This is a genomic window from Proteiniphilum sp. X52 (assembly GCF_003712195.1).
In the GTDB taxonomy this organism is placed as follows: domain Bacteria; phylum Bacteroidota; class Bacteroidia; order Bacteroidales; family Dysgonomonadaceae; genus Proteiniphilum.
In genome coordinates this window covers 117,640-134,255 of sequence record NZ_RDSD01000005.1, presented here as the reverse complement: position 1 = coordinate 134,255, position 16,616 = coordinate 117,640, and the positions used below count along the sequence as shown (strand labels likewise).

Annotated in this window: 15 protein-coding genes and 1 tRNA gene; 14 read left to right on the top strand and 2 right to left on the bottom strand. The window is 44.4% G+C overall.

What is annotated here, in order from left to right; all coding sequences use genetic code 11:
* Positions 1–88 precede the first annotated feature (88 nt).
* The gene (locus tag D7D25_RS06275; protein WP_122968102.1) at positions 89–1,273 is read left to right on the top strand and encodes an ATP-binding protein; all 1,185 of its coding nucleotides are present in this window, start codon (positions 89–91) and stop codon (positions 1,271–1,273) included.
* Positions 1,274–1,287: 14 nt separating this feature from the next.
* Positions 1,288–1,443 carry a type I restriction-modification system subunit M N-terminal domain-containing protein gene (locus tag D7D25_RS06270; RefSeq protein WP_255417214.1) on the top strand — a complete coding sequence of 52 codons (156 nt, stop codon included), beginning with the start codon at positions 1,288–1,290 and terminating at the stop codon, positions 1,441–1,443.
* A gap of 68 nt (positions 1,444–1,511) precedes the next feature.
* Here the strand turns inward: D7D25_RS06270 and D7D25_RS06265 are convergent.
* Positions 1,512–1,598: transfer RNA gene (locus D7D25_RS06265), tRNA-Ser, on the bottom strand.
* A 196-nt stretch (positions 1,599–1,794) separates the two neighbouring features.
* On the opposite strand from D7D25_RS06265, the gene mltG reads away from it, so the two are divergent.
* Positions 1,795–2,835 carry an endolytic transglycosylase MltG gene (gene mltG / locus D7D25_RS06260; RefSeq protein ID WP_122968176.1) on the top strand — a complete coding sequence of 347 codons (1,041 nt, stop codon included), beginning with the start codon at positions 1,795–1,797 and terminating at the stop codon, positions 2,833–2,835.
* A gap of 82 nt (positions 2,836–2,917) precedes the next feature.
* Here the strand turns inward: mltG and D7D25_RS06255 are convergent, their stop codons facing one another.
* Positions 2,918–3,847 carry a bifunctional riboflavin kinase/FAD synthetase gene (locus D7D25_RS06255; protein ID WP_122968175.1) on the bottom strand — a complete coding sequence of 310 codons (930 nt, stop codon included), beginning with the start codon at positions 3,845–3,847 and terminating at the stop codon, positions 2,918–2,920.
* Positions 3,848–4,056: 209 nt separating this feature from the next.
* Between D7D25_RS06255 and D7D25_RS06250 the strand changes: the two genes are divergently transcribed.
* From D7D25_RS06250 to D7D25_RS06200, 11 genes are all read left to right on the top strand, one after another.
* Entirely contained in the window at positions 4,057–4,803 is a 747-nt protein-coding gene (locus D7D25_RS06250; protein WP_122968101.1) for a DeoR/GlpR family DNA-binding transcription regulator, read from the top strand.
* Positions 4,804–5,377: 574 nt separating this feature from the next.
* Complete coding sequence (locus tag D7D25_RS06245; protein ID WP_122968100.1) at positions 5,378–5,764, top strand: hypothetical protein; 387 nt, start codon at positions 5,378–5,380, stop codon at positions 5,762–5,764.
* 43 nt (positions 5,765–5,807) lie between these two features.
* Positions 5,808–7,151 (top strand): aminotransferase class I/II-fold pyridoxal phosphate-dependent enzyme, encoded by a 1,344-nt coding sequence (locus tag D7D25_RS06240; RefSeq protein ID WP_122968099.1) that lies wholly within the window; start codon positions 5,808–5,810, stop codon positions 7,149–7,151.
* The gene (locus D7D25_RS06235; protein ID WP_122968098.1) at positions 7,148–9,067 is read left to right on the top strand and encodes a hypothetical protein; all 1,920 of its coding nucleotides are present in this window, start codon (positions 7,148–7,150) and stop codon (positions 9,065–9,067) included. Before D7D25_RS06240 ends, D7D25_RS06235 begins: the two co-directional genes overlap by 4 nt.
* A 48-nt stretch (positions 9,068–9,115) precedes the next feature.
* The gene (locus tag D7D25_RS06230) at positions 9,116–9,508 is read left to right on the top strand and encodes a hypothetical protein (RefSeq protein ID WP_122968097.1); all 393 of its coding nucleotides are present in this window, start codon (positions 9,116–9,118) and stop codon (positions 9,506–9,508) included.
* Between the two features lie 75 nt (positions 9,509–9,583).
* Positions 9,584–10,843, top strand: coding sequence for an MFS transporter (locus tag D7D25_RS06225; RefSeq protein ID WP_122968096.1), 1,260 nt, complete (start codon positions 9,584–9,586; stop codon positions 10,841–10,843).
* 53 nt (positions 10,844–10,896) lie between these two features.
* Positions 10,897–11,739, top strand: a complete 843-nt coding sequence (locus tag D7D25_RS06220) for an N-acetylmuramic acid 6-phosphate etherase (protein WP_122968095.1) — start codon at positions 10,897–10,899, stop codon at positions 11,737–11,739.
* A gap of 114 nt (positions 11,740–11,853) precedes the next feature.
* The gene (locus D7D25_RS06215) at positions 11,854–13,095 is read left to right on the top strand and encodes a DUF1080 domain-containing protein (protein WP_255417216.1); all 1,242 of its coding nucleotides are present in this window, start codon (positions 11,854–11,856) and stop codon (positions 13,093–13,095) included.
* 128 nt (positions 13,096–13,223) lie between these two features.
* Positions 13,224–13,583 carry a ribosome silencing factor gene (rsfS, locus tag D7D25_RS06210; RefSeq protein WP_122968093.1) on the top strand — a complete coding sequence of 120 codons (360 nt, stop codon included), beginning with the start codon at positions 13,224–13,226 and terminating at the stop codon, positions 13,581–13,583.
* A gap of 56 nt (positions 13,584–13,639) precedes the next feature.
* Positions 13,640–15,754: an ATP-dependent zinc metalloprotease FtsH gene (gene ftsH, locus D7D25_RS06205; RefSeq protein ID WP_122968092.1), complete on the top strand. Its 2,115-nt coding sequence runs from the start codon at positions 13,640–13,642 to the stop codon at positions 15,752–15,754.
* 231 nt (positions 15,755–15,985) lie between these two features.
* Positions 15,986–16,561 (top strand): superoxide dismutase, encoded by a 576-nt coding sequence (locus D7D25_RS06200; protein WP_122968174.1) that lies wholly within the window; start codon positions 15,986–15,988, stop codon positions 16,559–16,561.
* Positions 16,562–16,616: the final 55 nt, after the last annotated feature.

Here is a 16,616-nt window from a genome sequence, read left to right as displayed (position 1 = left end):
CCTTGCACTAAAAAAATTAGAAGAAACTATTTGCGCCATTAAATATATTGAGTAAATTTGCTAATCGTATTGAGTAAATTTACACACTATGTTTGAACGACCTTATTTAAAGTCAATTAAAGCAAGAATTGAAGAACCAAGAAAGTTCATTCAAGTCATTCTGGGGCCTCGTCAGGTGGGTAAAACGACGATGGTCACCCAACTCTTATCTCAATTATCCATTTCCAATCTATTTGAGTCTGCGGATGCTATCTCAGCAACAAATTCAGCGTGGGTTGCACAAGTGTGGGAATCAGCCAGGTTGCGAATGAAGGCATCAGGTGCAACAGAATTCTTATTGGTTATTGATGAAATACAAAAAATAGACAACTGGAGTGAAGTCGTTAAACAACAATGGGATAAGGATTCTCGTGAGAACATCAATATTAAAGTGATCCTTCTTGGTTCTTCCCGACTATTACTCCAGAAAGGATTAACAGAATCTTTGGCTGGTAGGTTTGAAACATTACATTTGGGACACTGGTCATACATAGAAATGCAAGAAGCCTTTGGCTGGAGCATAGAGCAATATATTTATTTTGGAGGATATCCGGGATCATCATCTCTAATTGACGATGAACAACGTTGGAAGAACTATATAAAAGACTCTCTTGTGGAAACCAGTATATCCAAAGACATATTAATGCTGACAAGAGTGGATAAACCCTCCTTACTGAAACGATTGTTTGAGCTCGGTTCTCTGTATTCGGGGCAGATTCTTTCTTATACAAAGATATTAGGCCAACTTCAAGATGCAGGCAACACAACTACATTGGCAAATTACCTAAAGCTTTTATCAGATTGCGGCTTATTGGGCGGTTTAGATAAATATGCAGGAGACATAATCCGCAAAAGAGGTTCAAGTCCGAAATTTCAAGTGTATAATAATGCTTTGATTACTTCTCATGGTAATGATACTTATGAGAAAGCAATCATTAATCCGGAACTATGGGGGCGGTTTGTAGAATCTGCTGTTGGAACACATTTGATTAATCATTCCATTTCGGAGAGATATAATCTTTACTATTGGCGTGATGGTAATTACGAAGTCGATTTTGTTCTGGAAAGAGGAGATAAAGTGATTGGACTTGAGGTAAAAAGTGGAATGAAAGCGGATAATGCCGGCATGGCAATATTTTCAGAAAGATTTCATCCGGAAAAAGTCTTACTTGTTGGGACTGGAGGAGTTCCCTACGACGAGTTTCTAAAAATAAATCCGAAAGAGTTATTTTGACATATAAAGAAAAGATGGCAATTAAAAAATCAGAATTATATAGTACTTTATGGCGTAGTTGTGATGAATTGCGTGGAGGCATGGATGCAAGTCAATACAAAAACTATGTATTGGCGCTGCTCTTTTTTTATATCTTTTCCCTGACTTTCAGACCCGACAAAACGAAATAAAAACACCTACAAGTATTGAACCTGTAGGCCTTGTCTGATTTCTGTCGCCTTTCGGCTTTGTATTTCAGCGGAAGCGGGGGGATTCGAACCCCCGGTACAGTTGCCCGTACGTCAGTTTAGCAAACTGGTGGTTTCAGCCACTCACCCACACTTCCTGATAGATTTTCGCGAAATCGGATGCAAATATACAAGATTGTTTTCAACTTGTCAAAGAAAAGGTGACTTTTTCAAACCAAAACATCCAATTTCATTAGATATTTTCTCCGCTCTGCAAAACAAATACATTTGTTCTGCTCTTGCTTGACGAAAATGTCCTATTTTTGTACCGGTCCTCATGAGTCGTTATACAATATGGAACAGATAAAGAAGAAAAAAAGAAATAAAACAGTGCTGCTAATCCTTGGCATTCTATTGTCGGCACTCACCGCGGCAGGGATCTACTTATACGGGACAATCTTCCAGCCTTTCACACTTGCGGGAACCGCGTATATCCATATCGACCGTGAGAAGGATTACGAAGAGGTAGTCAGCCAACTGAAAGAGGCTGGGCTTCCCTCTGAAAAGGTTTTCCGCATGCTGGCTGAACGGATGAATTATCCCAACATGGTGAAAACCGGGAGATACGCCATTGAAGAGGGCATGACAATGCCGGATGTGATACGCAAGTTGCGGTCGGGAAACCAAACCCCTGTAAATCTCACATTTAATAATATACGGATCAGTGAAAATCTGGCAGGACGTATCTCTCAACAGTTGATGATAGACAGCCTTTCATTGCTGAATGCACTCGAAAACCCTGCCAATGCCGAGAAGTTCGGGTTCGACGAATATACGTTCATATCAATGTTTATACCTAATACCTACGAAGTATACTGGGATACAAGCATCGACAATCTGCTGAACCGGATGAAAAGGGAGTATGAACTTTTCTGGAATGAAGCGCGAAAAGAGAAGGCCGGGAAAATAGGACTTACGCCTGTGCAGGTCTCCACCCTGGCATCTATTGTGGAGGAAGAAGCCACTTATGCCGATGAATATCCTATCGTGGCAGGATTATACCTGAACCGATTAAACAGGGGTATGCGATTGGAAGCCGACCCCACGGTGAAGTTCGCAGTTGGCGATTTTTCATTGCGACGTATTCTTTACAGGCACCTTGAAGTGGAATCGCCTTATAATACATATAAGAACGGCGGACTTCCTCCTGGGCCGATCCGCATCCCCTCCATACAGGCCATGGAGGCCACATTATCCCCCCAACAGCACCGGTATCTTTTTATGTGCGCCAAAGACGACCTCTCCGGCCGGCACAACTTCGCCACCACCCATGCCGAACATGCACGTAACGCGGCGGCATACCAGAGAGCGTTGAATGCAATGGGTATCTATTGACGTCACCTGAATATATTCGCAAACACTATTGTCCGACAAATACACGTAAACAAGTGTTTTCAGAATCAGCGCCAGATCCCTATTACTTTTTATTCTTCAAACGTTGCTTTACTGATCTTTTATCCTGATGGATTTGCGCCACCAACTCTTCTTTGGAATCGAATTTACGGTCGGCACGGATAAAATCGATAAATTCCACACTCATCGACTGATTATACAAATTACCGTCGAAGTCGAAAAGATTGACCTCTACGCTGATCTCATTGTCTGAATGGAGTGTAGGACGTCTCCCGACATATAACATGCCAGGGTAGACAAGATCGCGCAAATGCACCATCACGGCATAAACCCCCAGTGCAGGGACTACCTTATACCGCTCCCAAACCCGCATATTGGCAGTAGGAAAACCAATGGTGCGCCCCACCTGATAACCTTCCACAATCTTGCCCGACAACCTGTAATTATATGACAACAATTCGTTGGCTTCTTTGATCTTTCCCGCTTTCAACAACCGGCGTATTTGTGAGGAGCTCACATCATCATCCCCCAATTGAAATTCGGTAGCAAGGATTACTTGCATGCCTAATTCCTTGCCATATTGGCTGTACTCGGGATGACCGTCCTGCCTGTTATGTCCGAAACGGTGATCATAACCCACAAGCAGCGTATCCACATGAAGCTGTTCTTTCAAAACCTTTTGCATGAATTCCCTTGCAGAGAGTTGAGAAAGTTCAACGGTAAACGGAAGGCTGATACAATAGTCGACACCTGTGGTAGCCAATTGTTCAATTTTCTCCTCAAACCCGCATAAAAGCGCCGGTTGATAACCTGTCTGCAACACTTTGCGGGGATGTACAGGGAAAGTGACCACAGCCGAGGGCAGACCGCGCCTCTCCGCCGCCCTTTTTACCTGATCGATCAAATGCCTGTGACCGATATGCACACCATCAAAAAAACCGACAGTCGCCACAAACGAGAGGTCACCAATCCCTTTCTTTACTGCTAAATCAATAAATTCCAAAATCGAGTCTATTATGTATTAAGTGCGAATATAAAACGAATTTGGCAAAGCTTTGTTTAAAAAAGAAAGATTCTTTTGTTCATGGCGGGTTGCTTCTTGGAGGAAGATGCTGATTGCAAAACCGGAAGAATATCATTTTTTTATCTAAATTTGCAACGAATAATATCTCTGTTAAATAATTTCTATTTATTGATTTTATCATGTTAAAAGAAGAACGTCATAAAATTATCATGAAAGAGATTAACCTTCATAACAAGGTTTTGTCTGTCGATTTGAGCACGTTGCTTAACGTCTCAGAAGATACTATCAGAAGAGATTTAAAAGAATTATCTGATGAAGATCGAATTATCAAGGTACATGGAGGTGCTATAAGCAAATCTTTTGTAAGGCCTTTTATCGCGGATAATAACATTTACGCGCATGAGGAAAAGAAAAAAATTGCAACGAAAGCTCTTTCATTGATACAAAACAATATGACATTACTGTTTGAGGGGGGTACAACCATTTTGGAGTTAGCCCATCAAATTCCCCGAAAACTTAACCTTACAGTTTTTACCGTGAGCCCTCAGATTGCGATCACCTTGTCTTCTCACGAAAATATCAATGTCCTCACCATAGGCGGTAAATTAAATAAAAACGCGAATATCCATACTGGCGCGAGTGTTATAAATGAGATTTCCAATATAAAGTGTGACCTTTGTTTTATGGGGGTGAATGCTATTTCAATAGAAAATGGATTTACCGACATTGATTGGGAGACTGTGCAAGTAAATAGAGCAATGATAAAAGCGGCAGACAAAACCGTTTTATTGGCGATTTCCGAAAAATTGAATATCTCAAAAAGATACAAAGTCGCCGATCTCCATGATATTTCATATCTCATTACAGAATTGAATCCAAAGAATAAAGAACTGGCCCTGTATCGAGAACAGATCGAGATTATTTAATGTGATAATTCTTCCATTCAACTTTCGCCCCATCAGTCCGGAATATTATCAATCCCTCTCTCTTTTGGAGGCAAAATGTTCAAAAATATGCCGCATTTTTTAAATTACAAGATAAACACCTGGCTATAAGAAATATATAAAGGAGGAGATACTAAATAAGCCCCTAACCAAGTCCAACATCAAAAAGGAGTATCCTGAATTTATGTTTATGAAACTAAAAATTAAATCGCAGGCCATCCATGAATTTTTGAGTGATTCTCATATAAAAACCTAATATACACATTGATAACACATCACACCCCTCTCCCTCCCCCGAACGGAAAAGTTATATTTCATTAATATATTTATTTTTTCTTGTTCTTTTTAATTTTTCTTCCCCAATCGTGCATATATTTGCGTTATTATAAAATCGAATAACGCAAATAAACGCAACTCGATATCGTATGAATCCCATTTTAAAAATCTGATAGAATTCAGATAATAAAGAATTAAAATTGAAACGCCTATGGAAATTCAAAGAAAAGACCATTAAATAAAAAAATCAGAAAAACAAGGTTCAAATAGAGGGCACTGTTTGGTACAACAAATTGGAAGCTTGAGTAAAAAAGCTCAAAATCAATCATCTACTGCCAACGATTACTTAGCTGGATTACAAGCCGCTATTGAAGCAATTTTCTTTGGAAAAATTGCGAAGTCAAGAATATCATCACCTGCCGATCAGGCAAATTTTAGATTTACACCAAAAGAATTAAAATGTATGAATCAATTATATCTGTCAGGTAATAGCTTAACAAATAAGGTGCATTTCAAACAACTCATCAGTTTGATTATTTCTTTATTGTCTATACCTGCATTTTGCGTACCAGCCAGTCTGAACTTAGATAATGAGTCATTTTCAAACAAATTGACCAATGAGGGAATAATGGAAGAATTATCTACTTTCCAGCAGCAAAAAAAATAGTAATAAATTGAAGCAACAAGAACAAATAAAATAAAACAAAGAGATGAAAACAATAAACAGACGAAATTTCCTGAAGGCCTCCGCGATAGCCGGGGCGGGATTAACATTAGCGCCAAACCTCACATTCGCACAAGGGAAACAGAGCAATAACAAGCCGGCATTATTGGGAGGGCGGAAATCCTCCTACGGCTTTTCAAGATGGCCCATTTACGACCGAACCGAAGAAAAAGCTTTGTTGGACGTCCTTCACACCAATAAATGGGGTCGTCTCAATGGAACTACTACCGCAAAATTTGAAGCAGCATATGCAAAGATTCACGGAACGGCGCATTCGCTTGCCGTTTCCAGTGGCACCAGCGCACTCTACACCATGTTCGGCGCGTTGGATGTTGGGCCCGGCGATGAGATTATTCTCCCGGTCTATACTTTTGTCGCCTCCTACAACGTAGTGGTACTCAACTATGCATTGCCCGTATTAATCGACACCGATATTGAAACGTTTCAGATTGACGCAAAAAAAATAGAACAGGCTATCACTCCCCAGACCAAGCTTTTGATGCCAGTACATATCGGGGGATCTCCCGCCGACCTGGATACGATCCTCGACATGGGGAAGAAACATAATCTCCCGGTTATTGAAGATGCCTGTCAGGCCCACCTGGCAGAATGGAAAGGGAAAAAAGTCGGTTCCTTCGGATTGGGCGGGGCTTTCAGCTTCCAATCTTCGAAGAATTTGAATTGTGCTGAAGGGGGTGCCATTACCAGCGACAGCAAAGAGTTCATTGACCAGTGCTATACTTTCCATAATCAGGGACAGGGAGGAACGGGTACTTCCTACGCAACGGGATCCGGCACCAGGGGGACTAACCTGCGGCTTACCGAATTTCAGGCAGGGCTGCTATTGGCACAGATGGCCCGATTGGAGCAACAGGCCAGGACAAGGAGTGAGAATGCCTCTTATCTGACTCAATTATTCAATGACATACCGGGAATCACTCCGGCCAAACTCTACAAGGGGACAACCAACAGCGCCTACCATTTATACATGTTCCGTTATCACCAGTCCGAATTTGCGGGGTTAAGCCGCGAAAGATTCATCGAAGCTCTTTCTGCCGAAGGTGTTCCATGCAGCACCGGCTACGGGCAAATGAACAGCAGTGACTATGTGCTGGGGCTTGCCAAAAACAAGCATTACCTGAAGATATACGGAGAGAAAACAATGAAAGAGTGGGTGGAGCGTAACCAATGCCCCCAAAATGACAAGCTGACCAAAGAACAATCATTATGGTTCACTCAAACCATGCTCCTTGGAGACCGTTCCGATATGGAGAAAATCGCCGAGGCCGTGCGACGTATTCAGAAATTCGCCAAACAATTGAAAAAATGAAAATACCTGTCTTAATCGCAACTCTGCTGTTTATCATGATTTCCTGTCAGGATAGTTATAAGGTAGGCAGTGCTGTTGTCAGCATTGAACCTACTGACGAAACAGTCTCGCTGACATTGGCCGGGTTTGCCGCACCCTATGAAGGACGCTTCACATTAGGATGGCAGAAGCAGGGTGAAACCGGGCATCTTTCCGAGTTCACGGCTCTGGGTGAACAATTCTACGGTATCAATGACCTGGGAGAAATGGTAATATTTGACCGCCAACCCGTGGGAAAAGCAAAGGTCATAGCTTCTAACCTTCCCGTGAAACTCCTTGCAGGACATGGCTCCTCCCTCTACGGGATAACCAGCGGGGGGGACCTGGTTGTGGCAAATCCTGACCAGAAAAAACTAAACTGGGAAAAACTATCGCGGGTCGACGATGCAAAATCCCTCACATCTTCCGGCGAGAAACTATATCTTGCCACCGCGAAAGGGGACCTGTGCGAAGGAACCCTCGATAAAAGCGAAATAACATGGAAGGTGGTGGCCAATGTAGGCATGATCCGGTCATTGGCTTCGGATGGAAGAAGGCTGTACGCGCTAGGGGAGGATGGTGTTTTATATCAATGCGAGTTAAAATATCCCCAAGAGAGCTGGGTGCGCATCGGCTATAAAAACGGTGAGTCCTATCTGGTCGATATCCGGCAGATTGCCTGGTGCGCAGGTAAGTTATATGCCTCTTCCTTCGATAACAAGTTGTACACCAACATGCACAATTCCGAAGGCAATCTCTCGGTTCGGGCCATATCTTTCAAAAAGGGGAATAAGGTCGCCGTAATCGTCGGAGTGGATGTGTGCGGATTCGATTATTCTTTTATCCAGAGTGTGAAAGATGAAATTTACCGGAAAAGGGGGATCCCGCATGAAGCGGTTCTGATCAACGCATCCCATTCCCATTTTACACCAGTGACACAAAGCTGGATAACCTGGGAGAAACAAAACCAACATCCCGACACTTTATATTTGAATAATGTGGTGCGTCCCGGGATCATTCGTTCCATAGAAGAATCGATTGACAATGCCGTCAAGAGTGATTTGTTCTTTGGCCGTGATACCACTGCTATCGGGAGAAACAGGAGTCTGAAAATGGAGAACGCAGTCTATGATAATACGGTTGACGTAGTACAAATCATTTCCAAAAAAGACAATGAAAAATCGGTCTTGTTCTTAACCGGATGCCACCCAGTCGTAGCTGATCCCGAAGTAAACCGTTTTATCGCAAGCGCTAACTTTCCGGGGTATGCCAGAAGCATCATAGAATCTGCCGCAGGCATCCAAAACAGTGTATTCCTTCAAGGGTGCGCCGGCGATATCAATCCTAACACCACTTTTCGCGCCACAGGCAAACAATTGGCTGACAATGTGATGTCTGTTTTAAAGAAAACAATGTCTCCCATTCAAGGCGATATATCTTTCCACCTCGACACCATTTCTATTCCGGTCACCCCTTGGAGCCGGGAGCAGGTAGAAGTATATTTGAAAAATGCGGAAGCCAATCCCGCCGATGGTATTGCCCGGAGAGATGTCCGTTGGGCAAAACGCATGTTGGCCCATTACGAGCAAAACGGAATACCCCCCACTGACATGCCGGTGTATGTGCAGACGTTAAATATCGGGGATTGGAAGTTGGTGGGACTTTCAAGGGAGGCAACCACTGAATTTGCCATTGCCATCAGGGATTTATGGCCCGGCCAAAAAGTGTCCGTAGCCGCCTATACAAATGATATACCCAGCTACCTGGCCACCGATCCCCATATAAAAGCAAAAGACTACGAGGGATACGGGTCCTTCTTCTGGTACGGACAGCCCAACAACTATCCGCTGGGAACATTCGACAGGGTGATAAACCGTATCAGGGAAAACAACAGATGAACAGGGCCAGCTAATAGTAAAAGAATAACTTAAAGCACTAAAATATCCATGATCAGGGATTTTATCCGCGGCCACATGCCGCACGATATTCGGGAACACTTCTATAATGTGTACAGGGTTTCCCCCGATGAATTAATCGACCGTGTCTACGCTGATCCCATGCCTAACCGTTACTGTGCGTCTTTCACCCGATTTCTGGGCGGGGAGCAGGTGTTCGGACATGATTATAGTGAAAATGTGAAACGGGAATGCTTCCGTGATTTTTTCAGGAATATTATCGTGCATTACCCGGATTACTCCGCTTATCTGTTTAATTGCGTGGGAAGTATAGGCTGGGTGTTTAAAGATACTCTGACGCTTATCGCGAACGAATTCGGAATGGAGACGGGAAAAATCATCCAAAGCCCCATGGAAGGCCTTATCGCATATCATCAAATTTAGGGATCCTCAAGATTTAAGCATTTAAACACTCCGTGTGGGAAACTACACTTCACGCATAACAATTAAATATCCATTATGAACAAAAAATATAAATCGAATTATTTGTTCCCGCTCTTGATTATCGGGATCGCATTTTTCATTATTGGCTTCGGTGTGGGGATCAATGGCATCATGGTGCCCATCCTTGAAGGGGCTTTCTCCTTGAGCAAAGGAATGTCCTACATGGTATTGACAGCGACTTTTTCCGCCTTTTTGATTTTCGGAAGGCCTGCGGGCATGCTGATAAAGAAGATCGGGTACAAGAAATCCATGGTCATAGCATTATTGATCATGGCTTTGGGGATGCTGTTATTTATTCCTTCGGCCAACATGACTGCTTCCATGGACGGTTTTTATATGTTTCTGGCAGCTTCTTTTATCGGGGGAATAGGGAATACCTTGTTGCAGGCGGCTGTCAATCCATATGTTACTATTTGCGGGCCAATAGAAAAGGCTGCACAACGCATGTGTTTCATGGGAATCATGAACAAATCGGCATGGTTCCTCGGCCCTATTTTCCTCAGCTTGTTCATTGATGTGAAAAATCCGTTAATGGATCAGGCCTACATTCCCTTCGGACTGGCCGCGGGAGTGATCATCCTGCTGGCAATCCTCATTTTTTTCGTCTCCCTGCCTGAAGTGAAGGCCGTTGGAGAGGAAGAGGATATGCCAGACGCAAACAGCAATAGTGAAATGCTTGGGGCAAATAAGAAAACAAGTATAGGGCAGTTTCCGCACCTGATTCTGGGAGCTATCGCATTATTTATTTATGTAGGCGTGGAAACCCTTCCCATGGCATCGGCGATTGATTTTGCCAAAGCTATCGGCCTTGATAATCCGGCGCAGTATTCAGGTATTGTTTCCTTTGGATTGGTCATCGGATATATTGTCAGCATCTTTCTATTGCAGGTGATGCATCAGAAGAAGGCATTGATCCTGTTTTCCCTGATCGCCTTGTCCGCATCATTTTGTCTTGTCCGGCTTCCCGCGCAACAGGCCATCTACTGCCTGGGAGCATTGGGATTTGCCCATTCCCTGATGTGGGGCGCGATCTGGGCATTGGCCATCGACAAGTTGGGAAAATTCACCCAATCGGGGTCATCCATATTGGTGATGGCTATTGTGGGAGGGGCCATTCTTCCTCTGGTGTTCGGATTTATCCTCGATGCCGTTAAGACGACAGGCATGGTGAGTGAAGCAATGGATTTTCAGAAAGCCTACTGGTTATTTATCCCCTGTTATCTGTATATCCTTTATTATGCGATAGCCGGGCATAAAGCGGGACTAAAAAAGTAATATCAGCATATGAACCAACCATCAAAAAGATGGATGTAACAAATTGAGAACAAATGGTCAGATTAACAGAACAACCATCCAGATATGATGATCTGGAAAAGAAAACGGTGGATGAACTAATCCGCAATATCAATACCGAAAACAAAATCGTGGCCTTGGCCATCGAAAAAGTTTTACCGGAAATAGGGAAATTGATAAGTGCCATCGAGCGGCAATTAAAAAACGGGGGCAGGATGTTTTATCTGGGATGTGGGTCCGGGGGACGGCTGGCCGTGCTCGACGTCATTGAGCTACCCAATACTTATGGGATAGAAAAAGGGATCATAAACGTGATTCTTGCCGGGGGAGTGCAAAATCTCGTCTTCGCCCTCGAAGAAAAAGAAGATGATGAGATAGAAGGCTGGCATTCCCTGCAAAAAGAAAACATATCTCCCAAGGATATCGTAATAGGCATATCTGCCAGCGGAATAACTCCCTTTGTGTTGGCCGCCTTAAAAAAATGCCGTGAAAACGGTATTCCCTGCGGTTCGATCGTCAACAATCCGGACTCGCTCATTTCGCAATACTCCGATTTCCCAATCGAAGTGATTACCGGACCTGAATTTGTCACAGGAAGTACCCGGATGAAATGCGGGACGGCACAGAAAATGATCTTCGACATGATCAGCACTACGGTATTGATACGGTTGGGAAGAGTGGAAGGAAACCGTATGGTAAATGCCCGGTTGATCAATAATAAAGTGGTGGATCGTTCCGTTCGAATGCTCATGGAACGCAACCCGCAAATCACCGATTACGAATTTGTCAAAGAGGTCATAAAAAAATGCGGCAATGTGAAAAAGTCAGAACAATACCTTAAAGAACAAGGATGGTTGTCTTCCGGAGAATTTTCATAAAAACACTTTCATATCAACATCATTTCAGTACCTTTGCATTCAATATTATCACACTGCAAAGTTTAATCCTTTAAAAAAGAAGCGATGAATGCTAAATTTATTTTATTGGCTCTAATGAGTATGACTATTTTGACGACAGGTTGCACAGGTGAAGCGAAGCACAACACGCTGACGCAACAGGAGATTGCCGAGGGATGGGAATTGCTGTTCGACGGCACCACACTCAATGGGTGGCGCGATTACAATGGCGAGGAACTGACCGCTCCCTGGTTTGCTGAAGACGGCATGATACAGGCCAAGGGTGAAGGCGCCGATGAACACGGTTACATCGTTACCGAAAAAACGTATGAAAATTTCGAACTGGCATGGGACTGGAAAATTGCCGACGGCGGTAACAGCGGGGTGCTGTACCACGTGGTCGAACATCCCAAGTTTGCCGTTCCCTATGTGACCGGCCCGGAATACCAATTGATCGACGACCTCGGATTCCCCGAACCGTTGGAAGATTGGCAGAAAACAGCGGCCGATTATGCCATGCACACCACCGATCCGGAAAAGACCATTATCAAACCGGCAGGAGAATGGAACAACTCCAGGATCGTTTTCGATAATGGCCATGTGGAGCATTGGCTCAACGGAGAAAAGGTGATTGAGTTCGAGGCCTGGACAGAGGATTGGTTTGCGCGCAAGCACAGCGGCAAATGGGAAAACGCTCCCGAATACGGATTGGCGCGCAAAGGCGTGATCTGCCTGCAAGACCACGGTTCGGCCGCATGGTTCCGGAATGTGAAGATCAAGGAATTACCCCGCAAAACCAAAGAGGTAAGCCTGTTCAATGGCACTGATCTGCACGGATGGGAAATCTACGGAACCGAAAAATGGTATGTACAGGATGGCCTTCTGGTATGCGAAAGCGGCCCGGACAAACAGTACGGCTATCTTGCCACACGTGAATACTACGATGATTTCGACCTGACCGTCGAATTCAAGCAGGAAGCTGACGGTAATTCCGGTGTCTTCATCCGCTCATTCGTGGAACCGGGCGCCATTGTGAATGGCTGGCAGGTGGAAGTGGCACCCAAAGGGCATGACACCGGCGGCATCTATGAGTCCTACGGACGTGGATGGCTGGCACAGATTCCCGATGAAAAGGAAGAAATATTGAAAGAGGGCGAGTGGAATACCTTGCGTATCCTGGTAAAAGGTGACAACGTAAAGACTTTCCTGAATGGAGAAGAGATGGTTGACCTGACCGACGAGAAGATAGGCAAGGCACAAGGACGCATCGCTTTGCAAATCCATGACGGAGGAGGTATTAAAGTGCTTTGGAGGAATCTCCAGCTAAAAACATTGTAATAATTGAACGTTCTTCCTCTTCCTTAATAATATATATGTCGAAGCCTCGTCTCAAAAAGACGGGGCTTTTTTCGATTTTATCTAAAAAACAGCCTATCTTTGCATGATCAACTCACTTAAAACAAAGAATGACAGAAAAAAACGAACTCTTACAAAGTATTATTGAAGGAATTCAGGAGAAGAAAGGAAAAAACATTTGTACTATCCGCTTGAAAGGCATGACGGGTGCCGTATGTGATTATTTTGTAATTTGTGAAGGCAACACACCCACCCAGGTATCGGCCTTGGCCGATTCAATTGATGAGATTGTGAAGAAAAACACCAAAGAAGATCCTATCCGTGTGCATGGCCAACAGCTTGCCGAATGGATTGCGATGGATTATGGTGATATAATCGTACATATATTCCTACCCGAACTCCGCAATTTCTACAATATCGACCACCTTTGGGAAGATGCCAATTCAGAACGTATTCCATCCATAGATTAAAACTTATTTCTCAAAAAATTGTTACAATAACTCAGAAGAAATAGAGAGTCACTCAAATGAACAATACGAGCAAAGAAAATAAACAGGATAAACAACCTACCCTGCGGCCTAAGATAAGTGGCAATAATAATCCCAAGAGACCATTCAATCCTTACTGGATTTATGCCGTAGTGTTGGCACTACTCATGGGAATGTGGTTTTTCGGACAAGACACCACCGTAAAAGAGGTAAAATGGTCGGAGTTTCAGGAATATGTGAGAGACAACCGGGTGAGGAGCGTGGTGGTGTACAGCAACAAAGAGACCGCGGAAGCAATCGTCCGGGAGGAGTCTGTAAATCATGTTTTCGGAGATGATGCCGGCAAAGCCATGAGAACGCCTCTGATTCTTATAAAGATTCCCTCGACCGATGCCATATCTGAGTTTATAGATACTGTAAAGGCCGAAAAAAACTATGACATTGAAGTACGCTTCGACACAACCTCGGAATTCTGGGGCGTGTTACTTACTTTTGCTCCTTTTCTTTTGATCATCGTATTTTGGGTATGGATGATGCGCAGGATGCAGGGTGGAGCCGGCGCCGGCGGAGGTGTTTTCAACGTGGGCAAATCAAAAGCCCAACTCTTCGACAAGGACTCCAGCCAGAAAGTGACTTTCAAGGATGTTGCCGGGTTGTCCGAAGCCAAGGAGGAGGTGCAGGAGATTGTGGAATTCCTGAAAAACCCCAATAATTACACCAATCTGGGTGGGAAAATTCCCAAAGGAGCGCTGCTCGTGGGCCCTCCCGGAACGGGAAAGACATTGCTGGCAAAAGCGGTGGCAGGTGAGGCCAACGTTCCCTTCTTTTCCATCTCAGGATCCGATTTTGTGGAGATGTTCGTGGGGGTGGGCGCATCCCGCGTAAGGGACCTTTTCCGCCAGGCAAAGGAAAAAGCACCCTGTATCGTATTTATCGACGAGATTGATGCCGTAGGCCGTGCCCGCGGAAAGAACAATAATTTCGGATCGAACGATGAACGGGAAAACACATTGAATCAACTTCTCACTGAAATGGATGGTTTCGGATCCAACAGCGGTGTGATCATCCTGGCAGCTACTAACCGTGCCGATGTGCTGGACAAAGCGCTGCTGCGCGCAGGCCGTTTCGACAGGCAGATCTACGTGGAGCTTCCCGACCTGAACGACCGGAAGGAGATATTCAAAGTACACCTCCGCCCCATCAAGATAGATGAATCTGTGGATGTGGAATTCCTGGCCCGTCAAACACCCGGATTTTCCGGGGCCGACATAGCCAACGTCTGCAACGAAGCAGCACTGATCGCTGCCCGGAAGAAGAAGAAATTCGTGGAGAAAGAAGACTTCATGAATGCAGTCGACCGTATTGTGGGTGGACTCGAAAAGAAGAATAAGATCATCACCCAGAATGAGAAGAAATCCATTGCCATCCATGAGGCCGGGCACGCCACGCTAAGCTGGTTCCTGGAACATGCCAACCCGTTGGTGAAGGTTACTATCGTACCCCGGGGTAAAGCATTGGGAGCGGCATGGTATTTGCCCGAGGAAAGGCAAATCACCACTAAAGAGCAGATGCTTGATGAGATGTGCGCCCTACTGGGAGGAAGGGCCGCTGAAGAATTGTTCATAGGATCGATCTCTTCAGGAGCAATGAATGATCTGGAGCGGGTGACCAAACAAGCCTACGCCATGATCACCTATATGGGGATGAGCGAAAAACTCCCCAACCTGAGTTACTATGATTCATCGGGACAAGAATACACTTTCTCAAAACCATACAGCGATGAAACGGCCAAGTTGATCGATAACGAGGTGAAAGCCATGATCAACCAGCAATATGACAGGGCCAAGCAAATCCTTATGGATAAAGCCGAGGGGCACAACCAATTGGCCGGCATCCTGCTGGAAAGGGAGATTATCTATTCTGACGACCTGGAAAAAATATTCGGCAAACGTCCCTGGATATCCCGTTCTCAGGAAATACTCGAGAATGAGAAAGGATCTTCCTCGGGCATACAACTCCCGCCCAAACATCACGGTTCCGGAGATCACATATTCATCGACACCGATGAGAAGATCCCTTTCCCCGACGCTTCCCAAGAGAACAAGGAAAGAGCGGATGATAAGGAAGGAGCGGATGATAACAGCGAGGAATAGGTAGAATCGGTATCAATGGGCGCGAACATTTCTCAGCGTGTTTTCGTTATAAACAGACCGGAAGTTGATTCACATCAAAGGTTCCACATACCGAAATAAAAAAAATAAAATAATCATATGAAAACAATTCATTATTACTTATTGACAGGATTATTTGCGTTATCGGCAATCAGTTGCAATAACTCCAATGCGAGAAACAGTGAAAACGACAATTCTAAAAACAGTGTGAATATGAAATTCGAAAAAGTAGCATTACCTTATCCAACCGATGCTTTGGAGCCGGTTATCAGCAAACAGACAGTAGAGCTTCACCATGGCAAGCACCATCAGGCCTATGTGGATAATCTGAATAAGTTGGTGGTGGGGACAAAATTTGAAAATGTCGATCTTGAAACAGTCGTAAAAGAGAGTGATGGTGCTATTTTCAACAATGCGGGACAGGTCCTCAATCACAATATCTACTTCACCTCATTCAAAAAAGACGGCGGTGGTGAGCCCAAAGGGAAACTGGCCGATGCAATCAACGAGCACTTCGGCTCGTTCGAGAAGTTTAAAGAAGAATTCAATGCAGCAGGCGTTTCCCTATTCGGTTCGGGATGGGTATGGCTGGCAAAGGACCAGGATGGTAAACTTTCCATCTTGAAAGAAAGCAATGCCGGTAATCCGGTTACAAGTGGCCTGGTTCCTATTTTGGGTTTTGATGTATGGGAACATTCATACTATCTTGACTATCAGAATCGCCGTGCCGATCACTTGAAGGAGATATGGAAGATTATAGATTGGGATGTGGTAAGCGCGCGTTATTGATTGAAAGCAATCTTCCGGCGAAGATCGCAATCGTCAACTGAACGGGAGAGAGTGA